The 23,220-nt window shown below is 41.5% G+C and carries 19 protein-coding genes; 9 read left to right on the forward strand and 10 right to left on the reverse strand.

The window, feature by feature from the left end:
* Positions 1-27: 27 nt before the first annotated feature.
* Positions 28-249, forward strand: coding sequence for a type II toxin-antitoxin system HicB family antitoxin (locus H6G26_RS15965; protein WP_190730192.1), 222 nt, complete (start codon positions 28-30; stop codon positions 247-249).
* Positions 250-313: 64 nt separating this feature from the next.
* Here the strand turns inward: H6G26_RS15965 and H6G26_RS15970 are convergent, their stop codons facing one another.
* From H6G26_RS15970 to H6G26_RS15985, 4 genes are all read right to left on the reverse strand, one after another.
* A complete protein-coding gene (locus H6G26_RS15970) occupies positions 314-3,157 on the reverse strand; it encodes a DUF3769 domain-containing protein (RefSeq protein ID WP_190730193.1) in 2,844 nt (947 codons plus the stop codon).
* A 195-nt stretch (positions 3,158-3,352) separates the two neighbouring features.
* Positions 3,353-3,469: a photosystem II reaction center protein I gene (locus H6G26_RS15975; protein ID WP_190730213.1), complete on the reverse strand. Its 117-nt coding sequence runs from the start codon at positions 3,467-3,469 to the stop codon at positions 3,353-3,355.
* Positions 3,470-3,674: 205 nt separating this feature from the next.
* Entirely contained in the window at positions 3,675-4,376 is a 702-nt protein-coding gene (locus tag H6G26_RS15980) for an acyltransferase (protein ID WP_190730194.1), read from the reverse strand.
* A gap of 643 nt (positions 4,377-5,019) precedes the next feature.
* Positions 5,020-5,184 carry a hypothetical protein gene (locus tag H6G26_RS15985; protein ID WP_179063512.1) on the reverse strand — a complete coding sequence of 55 codons (165 nt, stop codon included), beginning with the start codon at positions 5,182-5,184 and terminating at the stop codon, positions 5,020-5,022.
* A gap of 573 nt (positions 5,185-5,757) precedes the next feature.
* Here H6G26_RS15985 and H6G26_RS15990 point away from each other — a divergent pair.
* Positions 5,758-6,081: a hypothetical protein gene (locus H6G26_RS15990; RefSeq protein ID WP_190730195.1), complete on the forward strand. Its 324-nt coding sequence runs from the start codon at positions 5,758-5,760 to the stop codon at positions 6,079-6,081.
* Positions 6,082-6,731: 650 nt separating this feature from the next.
* Positions 6,732-9,296 (forward strand): alpha-glucan family phosphorylase, encoded by a 2,565-nt coding sequence (glgP, locus tag H6G26_RS15995; RefSeq protein WP_190730196.1) that lies wholly within the window; start codon positions 6,732-6,734, stop codon positions 9,294-9,296.
* A gap of 97 nt (positions 9,297-9,393) precedes the next feature.
* Here the strand turns inward: glgP and H6G26_RS16000 are convergent, their stop codons facing one another.
* Positions 9,394-10,119, reverse strand: a complete 726-nt coding sequence (locus H6G26_RS16000) for a DUF429 domain-containing protein (protein ID WP_190730197.1) — start codon at positions 10,117-10,119, stop codon at positions 9,394-9,396.
* A 151-nt stretch (positions 10,120-10,270) separates the two neighbouring features.
* Between H6G26_RS16000 and H6G26_RS16005 the strand changes: the two genes are divergently transcribed.
* Positions 10,271-11,539, forward strand: coding sequence for a glycosyltransferase family 4 protein (locus H6G26_RS16005; RefSeq protein ID WP_190730198.1), 1,269 nt, complete (start codon positions 10,271-10,273; stop codon positions 11,537-11,539).
* 72 nt (positions 11,540-11,611) lie between these two features.
* Positions 11,612-12,484, forward strand: a complete 873-nt coding sequence (locus tag H6G26_RS16010) for a calcium-binding protein (RefSeq protein ID WP_190730199.1) — start codon at positions 11,612-11,614, stop codon at positions 12,482-12,484.
* A 64-nt stretch (positions 12,485-12,548) separates the two neighbouring features.
* Here H6G26_RS16010 and H6G26_RS16015 read toward each other — a convergent pair whose 3' ends face one another.
* Both H6G26_RS16015 and H6G26_RS16020 read right to left on the reverse strand, forming a co-directional pair.
* Positions 12,549-13,790, reverse strand: a complete 1,242-nt coding sequence (locus tag H6G26_RS16015) for a DNA cytosine methyltransferase (protein WP_242053735.1) — start codon at positions 13,788-13,790, stop codon at positions 12,549-12,551.
* A gap of 108 nt (positions 13,791-13,898) precedes the next feature.
* The gene (locus tag H6G26_RS16020; protein WP_190730200.1) at positions 13,899-15,479 is read right to left on the reverse strand and encodes a B12-binding domain-containing radical SAM protein; all 1,581 of its coding nucleotides are present in this window, start codon (positions 15,477-15,479) and stop codon (positions 13,899-13,901) included.
* Between the two features lie 867 nt (positions 15,480-16,346).
* Here H6G26_RS16020 and trpS point away from each other — a divergent pair.
* The 4 genes from trpS to H6G26_RS16040 all read left to right on the forward strand — a co-directional run bounded on the left by trpS (position 16,347) and on the right by H6G26_RS16040 (position 19,590).
* Positions 16,347-17,357, forward strand: coding sequence for a tryptophan--tRNA ligase (trpS, locus tag H6G26_RS16025; protein ID WP_190730201.1), 1,011 nt, complete (start codon positions 16,347-16,349; stop codon positions 17,355-17,357).
* 58 nt (positions 17,358-17,415) lie between these two features.
* Positions 17,416-18,336 carry a methylenetetrahydrofolate reductase gene (locus tag H6G26_RS16030; protein ID WP_190730215.1) on the forward strand — a complete coding sequence of 307 codons (921 nt, stop codon included), beginning with the start codon at positions 17,416-17,418 and terminating at the stop codon, positions 18,334-18,336.
* A 574-nt stretch (positions 18,337-18,910) separates the two neighbouring features.
* On the forward strand, positions 18,911-19,153 hold the full coding sequence (locus tag H6G26_RS16035; RefSeq protein WP_190730202.1) for an AbrB/MazE/SpoVT family DNA-binding domain-containing protein: 243 nt from the start codon (positions 18,911-18,913) through the stop codon (positions 19,151-19,153).
* Positions 19,147-19,590: a type II toxin-antitoxin system PemK/MazF family toxin gene (locus tag H6G26_RS16040; protein WP_190730203.1), complete on the forward strand. Its 444-nt coding sequence runs from the start codon at positions 19,147-19,149 to the stop codon at positions 19,588-19,590. Before H6G26_RS16035 ends, H6G26_RS16040 begins: the two co-directional genes overlap by 7 nt.
* Positions 19,591-19,679: 89 nt before the next feature.
* Here H6G26_RS16040 and H6G26_RS16045 read toward each other — a convergent pair whose 3' ends face one another.
* The 3 genes from H6G26_RS16045 to H6G26_RS16055 all read right to left on the reverse strand — a co-directional run bounded on the left by H6G26_RS16045 (position 19,680) and on the right by H6G26_RS16055 (position 23,174).
* Entirely contained in the window at positions 19,680-19,925 is a 246-nt protein-coding gene (locus H6G26_RS16045) for a hypothetical protein (protein ID WP_190730204.1), read from the reverse strand.
* 295 nt (positions 19,926-20,220) lie between these two features.
* The gene (gene psbA, locus H6G26_RS16050; protein WP_190730205.1) at positions 20,221-21,303 is read right to left on the reverse strand and encodes a photosystem II q(b) protein; all 1,083 of its coding nucleotides are present in this window, start codon (positions 21,301-21,303) and stop codon (positions 20,221-20,223) included.
* 371 nt (positions 21,304-21,674) lie between these two features.
* A complete protein-coding gene (locus H6G26_RS16055) occupies positions 21,675-23,174 on the reverse strand; it encodes an MBOAT family protein (RefSeq protein ID WP_190730206.1) in 1,500 nt (499 codons plus the stop codon).
* Between the last annotated feature and the right edge of the window lie 46 nt (positions 23,175-23,220).

Consider the following 23,220-nt stretch of genomic DNA (forward strand, 5'->3'; position numbering starts at 1 on the left):
ATTTCGTAACATTCAAGAGAAAATTATATGGAAAACTTTTTTACTGCTGTATATGAAAAAATAGATGATTGGTATATCGGCTACGTTCAGGAGTTACCCGGCGCTAATGTACAAGAGAGAACTCTGGAACAAGCTAGAGAAAGTCTACGGGAAGCGATAGAGTTGATTCTAATATCAAATCGGGAACTCGCAGAGCAACAAATTTCCGGTAAAGATGTCGTCCGTGAAAAGATTACTGTCAAAGTATAGTGATACGAATTTTACCACCCACCTACTTAATTGTATCGACTGACGAGAACTAATAACTATTTGACTAATAATCCTGTTCTACACCACCTACGACTGGTCTAACTTCAGAAAATGGATCAGTGCCACCACCCCAGTTAAAATCACTAATTCGGATGCTGAAACCGCCTAACTCCAGCACCGGATTGTAACGCAAGGTGATCCCATAGGTGCGACGGCTATATTCTAAAATGTAGTCCGTGCTAGTTTCTTTCCCAGTATCCAAGTTAACAGATGTTTGAAAGCCTAAGCGAAAAGGGCCGTAGATTTGCTGTGATATCCCAGCACTCAACACTTTGTTATCAACGGAGCGATCAAACAAAAAGGGTGATAATCCGTTGTTTAAGCCTTGAGAGTAACTAATATTAAAGGCGGTATAGTCGAAAAAAGGCCGAGAAAAATGACCAATTTGACCTTGTAAGCCAATTGTAGCAGTTAGGGTACTTTGGTTATCACCATTGGTGTAATAACTGCTAGTGCCTGTAAGTCTAGCGATCGCCTGCAAGTAAGGAACTACAGGGGTAGCTGTGTATCTTAACCCCTCAGTGGCAGTGGGTGGTAATGGTGTTCCCTGCCACAGTAATATCCCTTTACTGAGTTCAGCACTACCTTGTAAACGACCTAGTGAAATGCGATCGTTTTCCCGCACCGGCTCTAGTAAGTCTTGGCGATCGGTGTTGGCATTGATATATCGAGCGCTTGCTTGATAGGTGAGGTTGATACCACTCTTGCCTAAAGGAATCACGGGAGAGGTAACAATACCGCCAAGACTGCTCTGAACGGTTTGAAAGCCAAGAGTACCATTGTAAAAGCGAGTGCGGTAGCTATATTCCAGATCCAAAATGTGGGGAAGGGAAGTCCCTAATATCTGGCGCAATCCTAACCTCGCCCGCAAATTTTCTTCTACCTTGTTCAAGTCAAAACTAGTTAACTCTCCAGTCCCCTCAAGTACTGCTCGTGGACTCAAAACAGAATTTATCCTTGTTTTCGCAGCAAACAGTGCGCCTAAGTTATCCGGGCCTTCTTGCACAGCTCTCTGTATTAGCAACTGGGGCGTGATTGTCCAGCGTGTTTGCTCTGTATCGATCACTGGAAAGCCACGCTCAATATACAAACCACCCCGATCTTCTCCATCATAGCCGGGGGAAACTATTGCAGGTGTAACATCCCGCTCCCGGCGGTCAATAGTCCGTTCATTTATCGGAATTGGCAAGGAGACTGTTTGATCCAATACCAAACGCTGCCCCTGTGTCCTGATGCGGTCTACCAAGGGTGTCTCTCGCGTCAGAGTTACTTTATCGGCGCGTAACTCTAATTCTGGGGGCGAAAAAGGATCATTGGTGATGCGGACATCTCTTGCTTGCCAGCCTTGCGGATAAAAGTCAATGTTTTCAGCTTCAAACCTGAGCCTATTGACTGCACCCCCTGCTTTTGGTGGCGGGATGTTGGCAGCATCTGCCTGACCACCAAATGTCACATCAATTCCTCCAGGACTACTCACACCGGAAACGGGCTGATTGGCTCTAATGCGATCGCTGGGCGGACGTTTTGGAACTCCACCAGCAGTTATACCCGTGGGTGAGAAAGCAAAATCTGTTTGGGCTGAGGGTACATAAATTTCTCCTCTACCATTTAGCAGTTCCCCACTATCTTGAACAAAGTTATAGGTAAAGCGTTGTCCGCGCAGTACCTGATCGCCCCGTGTTAAAGTTACGTTGCCTTCTCCCGCAGCAATCAAGTTGTCTAAATTGACTTGCAGGCGATCGGCATCCACCACGGCCCCATCAAACCGCACAACTACATTGCCAACAGCTGTAATAATTCGCCGTTGCTCGTCATACTCTTGCCGATCTGAAGTGACTTCTACAACTCTCGGCTGGACTGGCGGCGTGCTAGTGGGCGCAAGCGGTTGATTAGTGGTGTCTACCTCTGGTGTAGGCGTTGGTGCTTTAGTTGGTTGTTGAACTTGGGACTGGAATTCTACAGTGATGGGTGCTGAGAGTTGGTTTGTTGGGTTACGAGACTTGAATTTTATAAAATTTTGTACTGATTGAGAATTCGATGCAAGATCAGCAGCAGATACAGAGATATTATCTGTTCCTAAAGACTGTGGTGCAGTAATATCACTTTGCTGTTTTTGCTGGGTTAATTTCTCAGCTGAAATTCCCGCCTTTGATTCGACTAACTTGTTGCTATTTGCGACACTTGGGACAATTTGAAGAGGACGCAAAGATTGAGCGACAAGGGGACTTGGGGAAACTCTATAGCTAAAGCTACCATCCAATAAGGTTTGTTTTTCTCCACTAGAGCTTGAATTTGGTAATCGCTCTTTGAGTTTTTGAGAAGGTTCACCTTTTGCGGCTACAGAGGAAACCTCTGCTCTAACTTTTCTTGGCAACGCAGTAGCTTCTCGTTCCGTTTCCCGTTTGCGTAACGCTGCTCTTAGAAGAATTTGTGAGCGCTGAACGCCGGCGCTCGCACTTGTCTTTGTCTCTTCTTTATCTTGGCGATTAGAGGTTTTAACCTCCTGCGTAGGATAACCAACAATCAGCGATTTTCCCAAAAGTGCAGCATTTCCAGAGCCAATTATGGGCGAAACTTTTGGCGGATGAGGTACGGAGGGGATTTCGGCAACTACCAAGTCATCCTGAGTTGAGTTGTTTAAACTTGGCAATTGCGGATCACTCTTGGTGTCATCCGCAATTGCCGATTGAGGCAAATCCTTGAGCTGCTCGGATTTGTCTATCTTTTCCTGCATTCCAGTCTCTACAACTGAAAGAAATTTTGGATAACTAGCAGATGAGGCGTGATTTACAGGTTGTAAAGATTCGAGGATAGGAGGCGGATCGGGCGGCAGAACTGGATGAAGCATATTTGAGCATAATCGGGCTAACAAACAGCCAAATGACGGACGGAAGGATGAATATACATTTTGCCTTCCGACTGTCGCCTTCTGCTACCGGTAGCAAGCCACTTGGAGAGGAAACTTACTAGGCGAGAGTTTAGTAAGTTTCCGTGGCATTTAGTATCTTCCGCCTTCTAATGTCGCGGATGATTTATCACCCTTTTACTCTAAGTCCCGACGGCCGGGGTTACGAGCTGGATCGTTTGACAAAAATCCGAAGACAAAGATAGTTACGAAGAAGGCAACAACAATATAAACAGCGATTTTTAAAGTCACCATAGAAATATCTCCAAGGGGTAAGACAAAGAAAGCTTTTCTTTCAGGATCTGCCATGCAGAAAAGATAGCTCCTTTATATTACCCAAATCTCGTCCCTTTTTGAGAGGACTCTGGAGACTGGGGTTACTCCTGTGACGCTAACTGACGGCAAAGGTTTCCCAAAAAGGTAACAGGGGAGATATTTACTATCCCCCATGCCCCATGCCCTATTTCTCAATTTGAAGTTTTGCGAGGTTTTTACCAATTCGGTTTTTGATTACTCGTGCAGGTATGCCTACAGCAACGGAGAAAGGGGGAATATCTCTATTGACAACTGCTCCCGCACCAATAACACTGCCTTTGCCGATAGTAACGCCATCTAATACTGTTACTCCATGCCCTAGCCAACAGTCATCCTCAATCACAATTCCCTTACGAGTAACACCTTGGTATTTAATCGGCTTCATCGGATCGGCAAAATTATGATTATTAGCATATATCCCTGAATGGGCAGCTATTAAGCAGTGTTTACCAATTTTAATGTCTCCTGGCCCCTCAATACACACATTCGGGGCAATAAAGGTGTCTTCATCAATATGTATACACGTATTGTCCAAAGACCCTATATCAACGTTACGCTCAATAGCAACTCTATTTCCTAGATAAATTCTATTATTTTTGTGTCCTCTAGCATCCATCCGCACACCCTTGAAAATATATACTCCGCTACCTATCTCAATACAGCAACTACCGTTAAATTCAACACCATTTTGAATATAGACTGGGCTGCCTATCTGGGCAAAAATACTACGATATCCCAAATTACGCAACTTTGGCCCCAGAATAAGGGTAGGAATATCACCTAACATAGTAGTTACTAAAAGTTCTTGCACGCGCTGCAATTTTGAAAAATATTGCTTGTTATGCATAGCTACATATCTCTTCAATTAATTGTTTTTGACAGGATTGATGTGTTGTGGTTTTATCCTAAGCTTATGCAAATACCAACAAGTTTTGTAATTATTAACACATAACTTGAAGTGGCACTATTACCGAAATTTAACCATATTTTTAGATGGTTTTCCAAATGTTGAAAAACCAGAGCCTAGCTTTGACTATGTGAGCAATTCTTTAACTTAGGTGCGATAGAATTACTCAATTGATATGCACAATTGCGTTAGGTTCCTAGAAGCTTTTGTACCAGTCACAGCACGTAACAATTTTGCTTCTTTTCACCAGATCAATTAATAAAACAATCTCAGTGCATTGCAGGGTTAAACCCCAGACTATTAAATTGTCTGATAGTAAAATTTGCTGGTTTAGATAGGCTACTGTTTTGGTTATTGGGCAAATTTGCAAAGCTTGTTACGTAAATAGGGATAAAATTGTTTACTTTGAGGCTAATTTATCTCAAACGGTTTTAGCCTTTTGAAACAATTCAGTTCCACAAGCTATTTTGCAACAAAAAATACATTTAACTAGACTATATAAGATCAGATAAAATTTCTGCCTAGCATAAAAATGTAATTATTGTTAAATTTTTATGGGTTTTATTGCCCAAATAAAATCTAATTAGGGTGGATTATCTCCTACATCAGCCATCACATTGAAGTTAACCATCGGTGCAAACAAGTAAGCGCTTCCCCGACTGCTATGACGGCTTTCTTGCAACGAATTTCTAGAGTATGCTGCTCCAATCATGTTGCACACGGATGATTTACAGACTAACCAATTCATGTTTATGATTACATAAATTGCTTTTAATAACAATTGTTTTTAACGATAACACATTTTATTTTAAGTGGGACACTATTATTAAATAAGTTGATTTTCAAGTTAATTATTGATGACAATAACAAAAATCAGTTAACTTTTTTACTAGAGCGGTGCCTATAACGGGCAAAGCCTGCGCTACTCTGAAATATTTTTATACACTTAGAGAAAATTATTGAAAAAGGTAAGTTTAAAAATGTTTTAAGCGGTTAATTGCTATTTATGTCTATGTTTCTACGGTTGCTTGTTGAAGTAATGTTATCATTAGGTGTTCAAGTCAGAATGATATCTACTATACTTATGACGCTCTCTTCGTTAAAAAGCTAAAAATTTTCTTCTTATTTATTACTTGTATCTAAAAATGTGTAAATCACCCATTCGGGTGAGCCAAGCGGGTGATGCGTGCTTGGCACTACTCATTATAAATTTTATTGAAAGAAGACTAAAAAGTAACTTAGTTTCCAGGAGAAGTCCAGAAAATAATATCAAATGCCTACATTAAGGTATCGGTTTTAACTCACATACTTGGTTCTAATTATGGCTTTAATTAAAGAAATTGTCCAAGAAGCTCTAACTACCGGCTATCTGAGTGTTGTAGCCGAAGATCAACTGCGATCGCAACTTCAAAGTAATTATGACTCAGAAGACCTAGATGCCTGGATCATTTTACAGCGATCTATTGCCGCAGGTGATGTCAAACAAGAATCACGCCGAAAAAAAGCTTCCCCCTCTCCTAAAGCCAAGGACACTTCATCTAGTATCAAACTTGCTTATCAAATGGCAGCGGAGATTGCTTATGCAGCAGCTGTAGCTTTGTCAATGACAAAAAATACCAAAGATCAGCCTTCACTAGGCGCATAAAATAACACCGTCGCAAGTTATTTCCCTGCATTAGCACCAAAAGATTTATACCAAGTAGTTAGCATAGGCGTAGCTCGCAACAGGCATCGCTTTTCTTAGTTAACTGCTTGGTATTATTTTTACATGGTTTTATTTACGCGATGTCTACGACTACGAGACGCTGTGCGTAGCTTGCTTCCCCGTAGGGATACGCTATCGGCGTCGCATCACCTTAAGCTAACCTTAACCGAAGAATTATAGCTAAGTCTTTTTTCTTATATTGCCTCTGTGCTAAAACACTTTTATTAAAAAATAATTAAATTATTAACTCTTCCTTGATGCAGTTATGAGGAATTTTCCCCCTCAGCCAAGACCTTATAATTGATCCCCGCAATGAATTCTAAAATAAATATAAATTATTTGTTCAAAACTATAATTTTTTTAAGTGATATATGGCACTAAATGATTAAATTTTAATATACCAAGTATATGGCTGAGGCTAAGGCATAGAATTAGAAACACCTTGGTGTAAACTTTAGCAACGAGGTTAAAAATAATTCTCAATGCTTAACAAAGTCATCGCTTTGTCACAAACTACTGTATAAAGAATTGGCAACATTGGTAAAGAGAGTAAACAATAACCATAGTTAAACTTGGAGTTTTGCCAACTTATGCAGCCAATTCGCACATTTAACGTATCCCCTTCACTACCGCCGCGACTCGAACCACTACGGCGGCTGGCATATAACTTGCACTGGGATTGGAACGTTGAAACTAAAGATTTATTTCGTCGCTTAGACTCTGACCTCTGGGAGTCTAGCCATCATAACCCGGTGTTAATGTTAGGAACAATCTCTCAATCGCGGCTTCTGGAAGTTGTCGAAGATGAAGGCTTCTTAGCACAAATGGATCGATCTGACCGTCAATTAGACGATTATTTGCAAGAGCGGACTTGGTATCAGAAACAACGAGAGCAGAAACCAAAAGAATGCTACGCCTATTTTTCGGCGGAATTTGGACTTGTAGATTGTTTGCCCGTCTATTCTGGGGGCTTGGGTGTTCTGGCGGGGGATCATCTCAAATCTGCTAGTGACTTGGGGCTACCGCTTGTGGGTGTAGGTTTGCTGTATCAGCAAGGCTACTTTGCCCAGTATCTCAATGCTGATGGCTGGCAGCAAGAACGCTACTTGCTCAACGATTTCTACAATATGCCCTTGCATCTAGAGCGTAATCCCGATGGTTCAGAACTGCGGATTGCGGTGGATTATCCAGGGCGCAAGGTGTATGCCAGAGTTTGGCGTGTACAGGTAGGAATGGTTCCCCTGTATCTGATGGATACCAATATTGAACCCAACAACACTTACGACCAAGACATCACAGATCAGCTGTACGGTGGCGACATCGATATGCGTATCCACCAGGAAATTATGCTGGGGATCGGTGGTGTACAAATGCTTAAAGCCTTGGGGCTGAAAGTCACAGCTTATCACATGAATGAAGGTCACGCCGCCTTCTCTGCTCTAGAACGCATCCGTTTACTGATTCAGGAGGAAGGACTGAATTATCCCCAAGCTAAACAGGTAGTGGCTTCCAGTAATATATTTACTACCCACACACCAGTACCGGCAGGAATTGACTTGTTCGCTCCCGAAAAAATGCTGTATTACCTAGGGTACTATGCAGAGATATTTGGGTTGCCCAAAGAGCAATTTTTAGGACTTGGGCGCGAGAATACAGGCGATTTATCGGGGCCTTTCAGTATGGCGGTGCTGGCGCTGAAAATGGCAACCTTTTCTAACGGTGTAGCACAACTGCATGGTGTGGTGTCGCGGCAAATGTTCCAGGGCTTGTGGCAGAAAGTGCCAGTAGAGGAAGTACCAATCGCTGCAATTACCAACGGTGTGCATGCTCGGAGTTGTGTTGCGAAATCAACTCAAGAGTTGTACGATCGCTACCTCGGGCCAAATTGGTCATCAGCACCACCAGATAGCCCATTGTGGGAGCGAATGGATGCTATACCCGATGAAGAGTTATGGCGCAATCACGAACGCTGCCGCTTAGACATGATTTTGTATGTGCGGGATCATTTGGTCAAGCATTTGACGGATCGCGGCGCTTCTGCCTCCGAAATTACCCAAGCCCAAGAAGTTTTAGATCCCTACGCTTTCACCATTGGTTTTGCCCGTCGGTTTGCCACCTACAAACGCGCCACCCTTTGGATGCGTGATGTGGAAAGGATTAAGCGGCTTTTGCTGGCTAACAAAGACCGGAAAGTGCAATTCGTGATTGCTGGTAAGGCACATCCCAAGGATATCCCCGGTAAAGAACTTATCCGCGAGATCAATCATTTTATCCGCGAACAACATTTAGAAAAACAGGTAGTATTTGTTCCCAATTACGACATTCACATATCTCGGTTGATGGTTGCGGGTTGCGATATCTGGTTAAACACACCACGTCGCCCACGGGAAGCCTCTGGTACCAGCGGGATGAAAGCAGCCATGAATGGATTGCCAAATTTAAGTGTACTAGATGGCTGGTGGGATGAAGCTGATTACGTCCGCACAGGTTGGGCGATTGGACATGGAGAGAATTACGACGATCCTAACTATCAAGATGAAGTAGAAGCAAATGCTCTCTACGAATTGTTAGAGAAGGAAGTTGTACCTTTATTTTATGAACATCGGGATAGTGATGGCTTACCCCGTCCGTGGGTTGCCAAAATGAAGGATGCAATTCGGTTGAATTGTCCATTCTTTAATACAGCGCGGATGGTAGGAGAATATGCACAAAGGGCTTATTTCCCAGCCAGCGATCGCTATCATACCCTGACTGTTGATAACTATGCTCCAGCTAAAGAATTAGCTGCTTGGAAAGAAAAACTAAGCGAACACTGGTTCAACATCAGAATCAAAGATGTTGACGTATCGGCAGCTTCAGATATTGAGGTTAACCAAACCGTTGCCGTCAAAGCCAAGGTTGACTTGGCAACTTTGACCAATGATGATGTGCAGGTGGAGTTATATCAAGGTGCGATCGATGCCAATGGTGATATTGTCAACGCTGTGCCAGTGGTGATGGATTATCAAGGTGAAGATGGACAGCAATTGAGCATTTACACGGGTAATATCACCTATACTGCTTCTGGTTTACAAGGTTTGTCTTTGCGTGTATTGCCAAAAAATCCACACCTGGCTAATCCCTATGAACCAAGGTTGATTGCTTGGGCAGAGTAAGAGTGCTGAGTAATTATTGAATACTCAAGATTAGGCGTTGCTGATTTAAGTTTAGCAACGCCTTTTATTGTGCAATGCAGTTACGCCCCGAAAATAATTATATTCTTTGGGGGATGATAATGTAGCCAGTGGTGCGATCGCCTAATACTAAATTACGTTGTTCTCCCCAATACCACCAGTATGCAGCAACGTAAGCGCAAATTAAGCTATCTAGTTGATCTTCAGTTGCTTTGAGGGCTGCGCCTGTGGTGGGGATTTCAAGAAGGAACAAACCGCACAGACGCAGAGGAGGAGAGCAGGAGGGGAGGATATCGAGAAGATAATTTTGGAGTTTAATTAGTTCTAGACGGCGTTCACTGACGCGTCCTTTTTTGTATTTGAGGATGCGTTCTAAATTGAATAGGTTAACGATTGCTGGGTGGGGAAAGACTTCTATTTGATATCGGCTAAGTTTTTGCGGTTCAATGGTGGGTGCGTGTGCAAAACCGCGTGATTCTAATTCTAAGCCAAAGTTGATGGTGCGATCGGCGAAGGGTAGGTTTTGATTAGCTGGATAGCATCCTGCATGATATTTGCCAAAGTACTTGTGGCTGAGTTTATCGGGGAGGCGGCTTCCGGTGGCGTTGGGTATGAGGGTAGGCGCATCTACGGCGATGATGGCTGGTTCGTCTGGTTGTACAATTTGATCAATCCAGGTGAGGATGTCTGCAATGGCTTCTTTACGGTCTAGATCAAGTAGTTGAAGTTGTTCATCTATCCATTCTAAACAGCATAGTCCACTTGGTTGAGATTTCCAGCCTAAATCAATGCCAATAAATTTCATGGTTATAACACGAATTTGCGATTATTTTCGCACTATGAGGCAACGATTTACCTAAATTTACTTGCTAAAAATCGTGAAAAATAATCTTATAATCTTAAACAGCTTGTCTTAATTTATTTTACTTGGCAATAAATTAATCAAGATTATTCTAATGAAAATCTTATTTTTACATCCCAATTTTCCCTCGCAATTTCGCAACCTAGCAATGGTTTTAGGTAAAGATCCTAATCATAAAGTCGTCTTTGGAACAAATCGTCCTGAAGGGGAAATACCTGGCGTTTACAAAGCTATTTACGCTCCTTCTCGTGAAGCGGCTCCCCAAACTCACCATTACGTTCGCAACCTAGAAAATGCTGTTCTCACCGCGCAGGCTGTCTATCGCGTGGCAGAAAAATTAAAAGCTGAGGGTTTCGTTCCAGATATAGTTTATGGCCATTCTGGTTGGGGGCCGACTTTATTTATGAAAGATATTTTTCCCAAAGCAGAATTATTATGTTACTTTGAGTGGTTTTACCATGCTCACGGTTCGGATGCAGATTTTGATCCCAATGAACCATTGAATGCTGATGATGAATGCCGCATCCGCGTGAAAAATGCGCCAATTTTGACTGATTTATATAGCTGCGATCGCGGTCTTTCTCCGACGAATTGGCAACGTCAACAATTTCCCAAAGAATATCATAGCAAACTCACTGTAATTCATGATGGTGTTGATACCAAATATTTTGTTCCCAAACCAGGTGCAAAGTTAGTTCTACCAAGAATAAATCTTGATCTTTCCCATGTAGAAGAGTTAGTAACTTATGTGGGACGGGGGATGGAACCTTATAGAGGTTTTCCGCAGTTTATGGAAGCAGTAGCACTAATTCAGCAGCGAAGACCTAAGTGCCATGTGGTAGTTGTCGGAGAAGATCGGGTGGCTTATGGCAAGAATCTCCCCGATGGTCAGACTTATAAAAAATTAATGCTAGAAAAATTAAAATCATCTTTAGATTTATCGAGGTTGCACTTTACAGATAGGCTTCCTTACAATGAATATCTTCAAGTTTTGCAAGCTTCTTCTGCCCATATTTATTTAACTCGTCCTTTTGTTTTATCTTGGTCAATGTTAGAAGTCATGGCAGCAGGATGTTTACTAATAGCCTCTAAGACTCCACCAGTATTAGAAGTCATCCAAGATGGAGTAAATGGACTGTTGGTAGATTTCTTTTCTCCTCAAAATGTTGCTAATCGGGTTGAAGAGGCGCTAAATAATCCTCAAGAGATGCAAGCAATTCGTGCAAATGCGCGAGAGACAATTTTGAAGCGTTATGATTTAGCGAAACTGTTACCACAGCATTTGCAATGGATGTTCGCTGGTAAAAGTTCTGAAAGTTTGAAAAAGCGCTCAGTTTCTAAAGGATTTGGCAAAAGTCATTAGTCATTGGTCATTAGTTACAACTAACAAAAGACAAAGGACAAAGAACAAAGAACTATAAAAGCGATATTTAAAATGCGGATTCTTTTTACTATTGCCCATTTTTTCAAACCTAACACTGAGGGTCGTCATGCTTCTCAACGCAAAGACCCACAACCCCGCTTGCAGGCGTTAACTAAAAGCCTTACCGCCTTACACCAACTATTTGGTAAATCTCAAAGTATCATCAACATTGCTCAACGGCTAGCTTTCCCTGCTAACCAGCCTCAGTCGCACGAACTAGATATTGTTATTTGTACAACCAAAGATAATCATCTTCTGAATCAGCTTCTTTTGCCATCCCATTTATATAAGCATCATTCTACTAATGTAGAACCTCTGCTTTTGGGGTTTGAGTGCCAAGTTGTTCTACAAAGCTGTCAGGGTAAGTATGATTATTATTGCTTTCTTGAAGATGATCTAATTATTTATGATCCTTGGTTTTTTATCAAATTAAACTGGTTTACTCAACAAGCGGGTAACTTAAACTTGCTCCAGCCAAATCGTTATGAAGTCTCCCCTCACGGCCTGGTTCACAAAGCTTATATTGATGGGGATTTGGCTTTGCGAGTAACTGCTCCCTTTCAAAATGTGCAGGAGCAACCGGAACTCAAGGGTATAATTATGAATGCACCAATTACCTTTTCTCGTGCCCTCAATCCTCACGCAGGCTGCTATTTTTTAAATGCAAATCAAATGGCTCATTGGGCTAATCAAGCTTATTTCCTTGATCGGGATATTAGCTTTGTTGGGCCTTTAGAAAGTGCTGCCACTTTGGGAATTATGAAGACATTTAGAGTTTACAAAACCTCACCAGAACAAGCAAGTTTTTTGGAGATTCAGCACTCTGGAACAGGGTTTTTGGGGCTAATTGGAGGACAAGTTGGTTTGGCAGAAAAGGGAAATTGAATTTTAGGATTTGCTGAGAAAGATTACTGCGATCGCCATTTTAGAAAATCAGCTAATTCTGTATCTAATATACCAGCTTCTTTAGTTCTAAGAATTCTCCTTTATTGTAAGGATTCAGAGCAATATCAGTTAGATAAGGAATAAGTGCGTAGCCTATACACTCTGCTAGACGTGGTGGTACAGCATTTCCAATTTGCCACATAGCTTTTTTCATAGAACCTTCAAAAAGAAATGAATCTGGAAATGTCTGTAATCGTGCCATTTCACGAGCGGAAATAACACGGTTGAGATAAGGATGAATATGAGTACTACCGTGGTTCTCTTTAACAGTCATACTGGGTTTACCAGGATATTGCCGTTTGAAAGCATCAACATATTTTGTATATAATGAGCCACCTGGAGGTACTTTAGCAATTCGCTCCATATACTCAGGTGAATGCTTCGTCCACTGATGGTTTATCTCTGGTATTGGGGTATATGCTGGTAAATCAAAAATAGCTGATTCAATAGGTTTGTATTCTTCAGGTAATAACTGAGGCTTGGGATAGGGATTTGGCATTCCAAATCTGTTAGCTATAAAAATAGCTCTTGGTCGAATTTGTGGCACTCCATAGGCAGCAGATTCAAGAATTGCAATAGATATATTAGGATAACCAATAGATTTAAAAGCTTCGATAATTGCTTTTTTTACATCTCCATTTTGTATAGTCAGAATGCCTGGAACGTTTTCCATAACAACATACCAAGGACGTATTTCTGATACAACACGCACAAATTCATAAAATAAACGATTGCGGGGATCTTTATGATCACGTTTTCCTGCTACCGAGAAACCTTGGCATGGCGGGCCACCTATAATAAGATTTACTTCAGGTAAGCCGATTTGTTGTAGCCAATTACGAGAATCAAACTGTTCGATATCTCCACAAAAGTGATGACATTGAGGAAAGTTTTTTTTATGGGTAGCAAAAGCGATTGGGTTGATTTCAACGCTAGCTAAGGGTTTAAATCCAGCTTGAACTAGTCCTTGTGTTATGCCTCCTGCTCCACAAAACAGATCCATGAAGGTGTAATTAGATGGTGCATTTGGTACAGAATCAACATCAATGAATATTTTGTATGGATCGGAGTCATTTTGATCTAGTTCTCGTTTGATACGTTCATAACGTCCTAATTTAGGTTTTTTTTGCTTTATAGTAGAGTGATTTTCCTCGTTAGGAAAAAAAGAAAGTTGGGTTCCTTGCATTTTTTGTTTGATATTGATGTCTGCTTCTGTGTGATATATAGCCTGAAATGTATCAAGCATTGTATAGTTTTTGCAGAAACCCACATAAGCTCAACTTAAAACTTGTTTTAAGATTTAGGTTGTGTACTCCACGAAGTTTAAATCCGCTATATTGCTGTTAAACTTCTCTTAAATTGTGACTAATGGTTTTTCAACAGAGGTAGGCGTGGTTAGCGGATCAAATCCTAACTGCTCAGTAATGCGCTCTCTGGCTAAAAGGCGGTACTCCCAAAAATGCTCGCCAGCAGCACATAAACCTAAATACATATTCACGAATTGGGGCTTGGTGCGGAGAATAGCCCAAAGCTGTTGCCAAAATTGACCCCGAATTTCCTGCCGTTGCCAACCTTGTCGCCAAAGCAAGTGTGCAAGTAGCCGCAGTCCTTTGCCAGGAGGAAAATACATTGTCTGTTGTAGTTGGGGATTAGGTGTAATCTTGAGGCACTGTTCAAAACAACGTCGGAGATAGTTTTTGGGTTCGTACATTCTCCAAATTGCCTCTAAATATTCTTTAGCAACTTCAGCCATCGGCCGGGTAGGAACAAAATTCATTAAGGAATTCTGATCCCCTACCTCCAAACCTCTAAATCCTTCTAATAATCGCTCCTCTTGTTTTAGTCTTTGCCAAAGGGCAGTATTGGGAAGGGCTTGCAGTATACCGAGCATCGGTTGAGGAATGCCCGTTTCTTCGACAAAAGCTTGAATTCGCTCACCTGCGCCACTTTTTTCTCCATCAAAACCAATGATAAATCCTGCATAGATTAACAATCCAGCTTGATTGATGGTACGACAGGCTTCTAAAAGGGGATTGCGAGTATTTTGAAACTTGCGAGTGACTTGGAGGCTGTCTTGATCTGGTGTTTCAATACCCAAAAAGACTGCATAGAAGCCAGCTTTAACCATTAATTCTAATAGCTGAGTATCTTCTGCTAAATTAACGGAAGCTTCGGTTAAAAAGGTGAAGGGATAATTGCGTTCCTGCATCCAGGGAATTAATTCTTGTAAAAGGCGTTTCACATTGCGTTTATTGCCAATGAAGTTATCATCCACTACGAACAGAGATCCGCGCCAGCCTAAATCATAAAGGGTTTGCAGTTCTGCTAAGGTTTGACTGGGTTCTTTAGTACGTGGTTTGCGACCGTAAAGATTGATGATGTCACAAAATTCGCATTCAAAAGGACAACCGCGAGAAAACTGGATTGCCATCATTAAGTAATCATCTCGCTTGAGTAAATCAAAGCGAGGTATGGGGCTTTGGGTTACATCTGGTTTTTCAAGAGCGCGGAAAATTCCTTGTTCTTCACCTTTAGCGATCGCTTCTAAAAATTGCGGAACTGTAATCTCCCCTTCATCTAAAATCAAATAGTTAGCTCCTGCTTTTTGTGCAGGTTCTGGTACTGAGGTTGGATAAGGGCCACCTACAGCAACTTTTTTCCCCAGCTGCGCTGCTTTGTGAATTTGGGCGAGAAAGTCTTCTTTCTGTGCAAGCATCGCAGAAAGAATCACAAGGTCGCACCATTGCCAATCTGCATCGGTTTCTTGATTAACATTGCGGTCATAAAACCGAACTTCCCAGTCTGTTGGTAGCATAGCGGCAACAGTCAGAATCCCTAACGGTGGAATAGATGCCTTAAGTCCCGCTATCTTCATGAATTCGTCGTAAGACCAAAAGGTTTTGGGAAAGCGGGGGTAAAGTAAGAGTACTTTCATTGCTGTAGTCCTCTAATTAAATTTTGGTTGGAAGATTTTTTACTTTTGATAAATCCGTGTTTTGGATGCTTATTGCAGAGATGATGCTAATAGCCCACTAGTATGAGCCAAAGAATTAACTCATAATTTCGAGGTTACTGCTACTTCCTCTGAAAAAAATTTAAATTTTGTCTATTTTTGTAATCAAAAGTACATAAACTGCTTTGATCAAGAGAAAAAGCTTTAGTTATAGCGTTTTGCAGTTTAGTCTTTCTATTATTGTGTTATGTAAACGCAACCTTTCACAATGCCATTGCATCGACTAACAATGCTATTGCATCAACTAACAATGCCATTGCACCGACTTTTTATTTTACAACATACTACAGTCAAGCTTTAGAGGATGTTTGAAAAGTTTTCTTCTCGGTAACAAAACATTCTAGATTCCCCTAAATCCCCCGATAAATTGGGGGACTTTGATTCCGCTTCCCCCCTTTTTAAGGCTTGATCGGGCGGATCAGTTAGTGCCTAAAATCACAGTCAACCACTTTTCAAACAACCTCTTACAATATCCACCCTAAAACCTGGATTTCTCACAAGTAATAAATCCAAGGAGTGTGGGGTGTGGGAGGAAACAGAATTATGCTTTCGTAGCTTCTCACACTTCCCACCCTGTGCGTGATAAATTCGGGTAAAAGCTGTCTTACCACACAAACTTGTCGTTTTCCTTTCTGAAGAATCGGAGTTGAGTTAAAATCTCTCATTCCACAACGGCGATTTGACCTGGAAAATGTCAAAATTAAATGAGTTTTGCGTAGGCGGAAAGCAATTTGTCGCCAGACATCGCCACTTTACTAGCGCGGATTTGAGATAAATAACTTGAAATTTATGGGCAAGCAACGTGTTCTTTCTGGAGTTCAACCAACCGGCAATTACCATCTAGGTAACTATTTGGGAGCCATTCGCAACTGGGTAGAAGGTCAGAGCGAATACGAAAATTACCTTTTTGTGGCTGATTTGCACGCGATAACAGTGCCACATGACCCAAAACAGTTGGCAGATGATACCTACACCCTTGCTGCTCTCTATTTAGCTTGTGGTCTTGATTTAAATCATTCCACCATCTTTGTACAATCCCACGTTTCGGCCCACAGTGAACTCACCTGGTTGCTCAACTGCATTACACCTCTAAACTGGCTGCAAGACATGATCCAGTTCAAGGAAAAGGCTGTTAAACAGGGAGAAAATGTGAGTGCAGGCTTATTAGATTACCCTGTGCTGATGGCAGCTGATATTTTGCTTTACCAAGCGGATAAAGTGCCAGTGGGTGAAGACCAAAAGCAACACTTGGAATTGACACGGGATATTGCATCTCGGTTAAACCACCAATTTAGTAAACCAGATCAGCCAGTTCTGAAGTTACCAGACCCTTTGATTCGTAAAGAAGGGGCAAGGGTGATGAGTTTAGCGGACGGTACACGCAAAATGTCGAAGTCCGATCCTTCGGAGTTAAGCCGAATCAGTTTGCTAGATTCACCAGATCAGATTCAATACAAGATTAAACGTTGCAAAACTGATCCCATTCGTGGGCTGACTTTCGACGATCCAGCGCGTCCAGAGTGTAATAACTTGTTAACGCTGTATACATTGCTGTCTGGAAAGAAAAAGGAAGATGTAGCCGTTGAATGTCAGGATATGGGTTGGGGGCAATTCAAGCCATTGTTGACGGACACGATAATTGAATCCCTGAAACCAATTCAAGAAAAATATCAGGCGATAACCGAGGACAAAGGCTATTTGGAGTCTGTGTTGCGGGATGGAGGAGAAAAAGCCAGGGCGATCGCAAATCAAACTTTATCACAAGTAAAAACTGCTTTAGGTTACTCGCTTCCTCTATAAGTTTTCCCTTTTCGGTGTGATTTGCTATACCATTTAATAAATGCAAATTCTTAATTTTATGCATCACACCCATAGCCCCACAGCCTTTCAGAGAGCTGTACAAGCAGGTGAATTTCTAGTAACTGCCGAGGTAGCACCCCCAAAAGGGGGAGATCCAACGCACATGATTCAAATGGCGGCGACTCTTAAGGGAAGGGTTCATGCTGTCAATGTTACTGATGGTAGCCGCGCAGTATTACGGATGTCTTCGTTAATGGCCTCGGTTATTTTATCACAAAACGGTATAGAGCCGATTTGTCAAATTGCTTGCCGCGATCGCAACCGCATTGGTTTACAAGCTGATTTAATGGGCGCTCATGCCTTGGGCATAAATAATATTTTAGCTTTGACTGGCGATCCTGTAAAAGCAGGCGATCATCCAGATGCCAAAGCAGTGTTTGACTTGGAAGCTGTGCGACTGCTGCAACTGATCCGGAAAATGAATCAAGGCGTTGATTGCAACGATAAACCTTTGACTGATGGAGCGTTAGATTTATTTGTTGGTGCAGCAGTAGATCCGCAATGTAAGAGTTGGTCGGGTTTGCAAAGTCGATTTGAACGCAAAATTGAAGCAGGAGCGCAGTTTTTTCAAAGTCAGTTGATTACCGATTTTGAGCGGCTAGAAAAGTTTATGGATACCATTGCTTCTGGCTATAAAAAACCGATTTTGGCAGGAATTTTTCTGTTGAAATCGGCAAAAAATGCCCAGTTTATTAATAGATGTGTTCCGGGTGTAAATATTCCCCAACATATTATTGATAGATTGGCAAAAGCCAAAGATCCTTTTGAGGAAGGGATGAAAATTGCAGCCGAACAAGTGCAAATAGCACGGCAATTATGTCAAGGTGTCCATATGATGGCAGTGAAGCGAGAAGATGCGATCGCGCCAATTTTAGATTTAGCTGGGGTTGCTCCAGTTAATCAGTTGGTATCCAAGTAAATGAGATAACTAATCTTTTCTTACAGCAGATGGGAACAAACATCTGCTTTTTTAATGCTGCAATCAGCCATTAAGCTGTTACACATTTAACTTGAACATTTACATGAAGGCTGATGACCGATGACTGATAACCTTAACCATCAACAGTTAACAGTTAACGACCGTAAAGAGTGTTTATACAATTTAGGCGCACATCAGCTTATACCAATTCAAAAAAAATCCTGATAAATATAGATTTCTCGTAGGGGCATGGCATTGCCATGCCCTTACCAGCGTATTTGTATCATTTAGGACTTACGCAAAACTATACGCTGTAGGGGCAATACCCTGCGGGAAGCCTTCGGCTACATGAATTGCCCCTACCAGAGAATAAGGGTTTCGGCTGTTGTTTGCGTAAGTCCTGTCATTATTAAAGTGAAATGGTATTAACTATTGGTTTTCAAGGGGCATTGACACCCATTAATAAAATATGTATATTCAAAGTATATACGTCAGATGAATTTTTAAAAGTGTTTCACTCTGAAAATCTAAAGTTTGAGCGTGTAGATCACTAACAAAACTTTTGGAGATAGCTATGACCGCAGTTGTTGCTAAATGGGGAAATAGTTTAGCTATTCGGATTCCAAAAGCGGTAGCTGAACAAGCAAATATAACCGAAGGGACAGGTATAGACCTAAGTGTGGAAGGTAACAATATTATCATTACACCACAAAAAAGAAAAAAGTATACCCTTGATGAGTTGCTTGAAGGTATGACTCCTGATAAGTTCCATCCTGAATTTGAAACTGGAAACGCTGTGGGGAATGAAGGTTGGTAGTTAATACATACTTTCCCAAAAGAGGGGATATTATCAAATTAGAATTTGGAGCTACACAGCAGTTTACGGTTGATTCGATCCAGCGTGCATTTGCCCTCTACACATCAGGAATGTCATTTGATGACATTGCTAGAACAATGAACAATGAACTACAACAGCAAGGGCGGGAGCAAATGAGCTACCGCCCTGTTCTTGTGATATCTCCAATTCAATACAATCGAATAGCTTCTTTAGTTTTAGTGTGTCCTATAACCAGCAAGGCAAAAGGACTTAATTTTGAAGTTCCACTTGTTGAGGGAATGCAAACAAAAGGAGTTGTGTTAGCCGACCAAATTAAAACACTCGATTGGAAAGCTAGAAAGGTAAAATTTGTTGAAAGTGTTTCACAAGTTTTAATAGAAGAAGTACAGGCAAAGCTCGAAACATTAATTTTATAAAACTAATTTTATTTAAATATTAGAAGCGCGATCGCCTCTTTTATGTTTAGTTTTACTAAACCAGAAGCGATCGCAGTTAAAAACCTGGGTTACATCTTACCGTGTTGCAGCACTTGTTGTAGATGTTGGCGAATCTCTTGCACGTGTTCAATATCAGATTGCCGCAATTTTTGGAACAATTCTACACAAGGCTGAGAGCCTACTTGCTCTGCATCTTTGATGTAGGTATCGTAAGCTTTAACGGCTTCAGCTTTGTTGTGCAAAACGGTGACAAAATCGTATTCCAAGTTGCTAATGGGTTCTTGAGATTGTCCGTTACCTGTATTTGTAGCCATTGCTTGACCTCTTTTAGAATTTCTAATTAACCTTATACTCACCCTTAAAGAGCGATTCATCTTCCAAAAAGAGTATATTTCAATACGTCGGAAGTACCTTGCGAGTGTAGATTACAGTATCTAGCGCGTAGGCGTAGCCCATCGTAGACATCGCCTCACAATTATCTCAGCATTATCTAATCTCGTTTTTCCGTTACTACTACAGAATTTATTAAACGGTTAGTTTTAACGTAATTACAACAAAAAAGCGCCCCCCATTTCTGGAGGGCGCTTTTTATTTAGCTAATCTTCAGAATTAACCGTTGATAGCAGGAGCAGTAAGAGCTACAGGAGTGATTTCACCAGCAGCTAAGTCTAGGGGGAAGTTGTGAGCGTTACGCTCGTGCATTACTTCCATACCCAAGTTAGCGCGGTTGATTACGTCTGCCCAGGTGCTGATGACGCGGCCTTGAGAGTCAATTACTGATTGGTTGAAGTTGAAACCGTTCAGGTTGAATGCCATCGTGCTGATACCCAAAGCGGTGAACCAGATACCGACGACGGGCCAAGCTGCGAGGAAGAAGTGCAGTGAACGGCTGTTGTTGAAAGAAGCGTATTGGAAGATTAGACGACCGAAGTAGCCGTGGGCTGCAACGATGTTGTAGGTTTCTTCTTCTTGACCGAATTTGTAACCGTAGTTTTGTGATTCGGTTTCGGTGGTTTCACGCACCAAAGAAGAGGTAACCAAGGAACCGTGCATTGCAGAGAACAATGAACCGCCAAATACACCTGCCACACCTAACATGTGGAAGGGGTGCATCAAGATGTTGTGTTCTGCTTGGAACACGATCATGAAGTTGAAGGTTCCAGAGATACCCAAAGGCATACCATCAGAGAAAGAACCTTGACCGATGGGGTAGATCAAGAATACTGCGGTAGCGGAAGCCAAAGGTGCGCTGTAAGCTACGCAGATCCAAGGACGCATACCTAAGCGGTAAGAAAGTTCCCACTGACGGCCCAGGTAGCAAGCGCAACCGATCAAGAAGTGGAAAACTACCAATTGGTAAGGGCCACCGTTGTACAACCACTCATCTAAGGAAGCTGCTTCCCAAATGGGGTAGAAGTGCAAGCCAATAGCGTTGGAGGAAGGAACAACTGCACCAGAGATGATGTTATTTCCGTATATCAATGAACCTGCAACAGGTTCACGGATACCGTCGATGTCTACTGGAGGTGCTGCGATGAAAGCGATTACGAAGCAAGCAGTAGCAGCTAGCAAGGTTGGGATCATCAGCACACCAAACCAACCGATATATATACGGTTGTCAGTGCTGGTAATCCACTCGCAAAAGCGATCCCATACGTTAGCGTCAGAGCGCCGTTGTAAGGTTGTGGTCATTGTTTTATAAGTGCTGTTTTTTGTTAAATATGGAACAAGCAGATTTTTATTTTGCCTGTTGAAATACAGTCTACATTAATTTACTTTGACGCGATCTTTGACTTAATATTCTGTAATAGAATTCTTTAACAAGATAATCGAAATATAAAGTTTTTCTACTATATACATTAGTGATAAAAGTAATGAATTTAGGCTTTGTAAGCCATTTCAAGACTAAACTGGCTATAGCTTTCAATGACGCGATCGCTTCGTTTATTGTCTTTACATTCCTTTACAAAGAAGCTGTTAGAGAAATTTTTAACTCTATCAATTTGTAACGAAATAATAAGTTGTACATTGTCTTATGTTTTATGTTGATTATTTGTAGAAACTTAAAAATCAAAGTAGATGTAGGGCAAACTACCTTCAGGAGCAAATAACCAAACAGCGTAGAAACAGATGGGGACAAAAACAAGCTTAAGCGGCCAGTTAAACTCTAACTTCAGCATTCGGTTAAAGGCATAGACTACAGCCATAAAGGCAGCTAAAGCTAGAAGTAACCAAGTGAGTTGATATTGGCTTATATTTAAGGCATCCACATATACCTTTTGAGCAAACTGGTCGTCAGCAGGGTAATTCCAAAGATGCCGAATTACCAAAGAAGAGTCTTGAAGATTAGGTAAGCGGAACCAAATCCAAGAGGTAAAAACCATTAATTGGGTCAATAACCAAGCTACAAAGATACCCAGAGGATTTTGCCAGAATTGTTCTAGCTTTTCAAAGCGATCGCTCATAGTATCTGTAAGTCGATGAGCCACCAAGGCTAACCCGTGGAATATGCCCCAAACTACATAACCCAAGGCAGCACCGTGCCAGATACCAGCGATTAGCATCACAATAAATAAATTCCAGCAGGTACGGACTAAACCCTGACGAGAACCACCCAAAGGAAAGTAGACATAGTTACGTAGCCAATCTCCTAGAGTCATGTGCCAGCGCCGCCAAAATTCTGAAATATTGGTGCTGAAATAAGGAAAGTCGAAATTCTCAGGTAGAACCAAGCCAAAAAGCATAGCACTACCACGGGCAATGTCTACATAACCGTTGAAATCTAGATATAACTGCAAACCGTAGGCAAATGTAGCTAACCACAGATCGGTACTACCCGCCCGTTGTAAGTTCCCAAAACATAAATCGACGAAAATCCCCAAGTGATCTGCAAAAATACCTTTTTTGACTGCGCCCCTAGCAATCAACCACAGCGCCTCAGCTACTCTATCGCTACTGGGGAACTTTAGTGTATTGAATTGATTTGCTAAGTTGTGGTAGCGCGTAATCGGGCCTGAAATCAGTTTGACGAAGAATAATTTGTAAGTGGCAAATTTGAGAAACTGATCAGTAGCAGGGGCACCGCGATAAACATCTATTAAATAGGCAATGCATTCAAAGGTAAAAAATGAAATTCCCAAAGGTGCAATCAATTTAAAAGAGCTATCTAGTGAGTTTATTTGTATATTAAAAACAAACTTTAATAAAGGAGTAAAATACTTAAAGCCCAATAATAATAAAACATTTAAACTTATTCCTAGCCACAAAAGTTTTAGACGACGGCGATTCCAGTCACCTTGGGCAAATTGCCACTCTTCATTAGAAATTTGCCAATCAAGAGAATGTTTACCTGGTGATGTATTTTTACCAATCTCTAGCCCCACACGGAAATTAATAAATGTTAATGCTAATAGTAATGGTATGTACTGGATGTGCAAAGATGCGTAGAAAACCAAACTAGCGATTAGCAGCGTCCATAATCGCAATTTATGTTGTGCTAAAGACCAATAAATTCCTAACACACTCAATAAGAACAGCCCATAGAAAATTGATATAAAGTTCATTTTTTAGTCATTAGTCATTAGTTATTGGGCATGGGGCATTGGGCAT

The sequence above is a fragment of the Nostoc sp. FACHB-888 genome (genome assembly GCF_014696655.1).
Lineage (GTDB): Bacteria > Cyanobacteriota > Cyanobacteriia > Cyanobacteriales > Nostocaceae > Nostoc.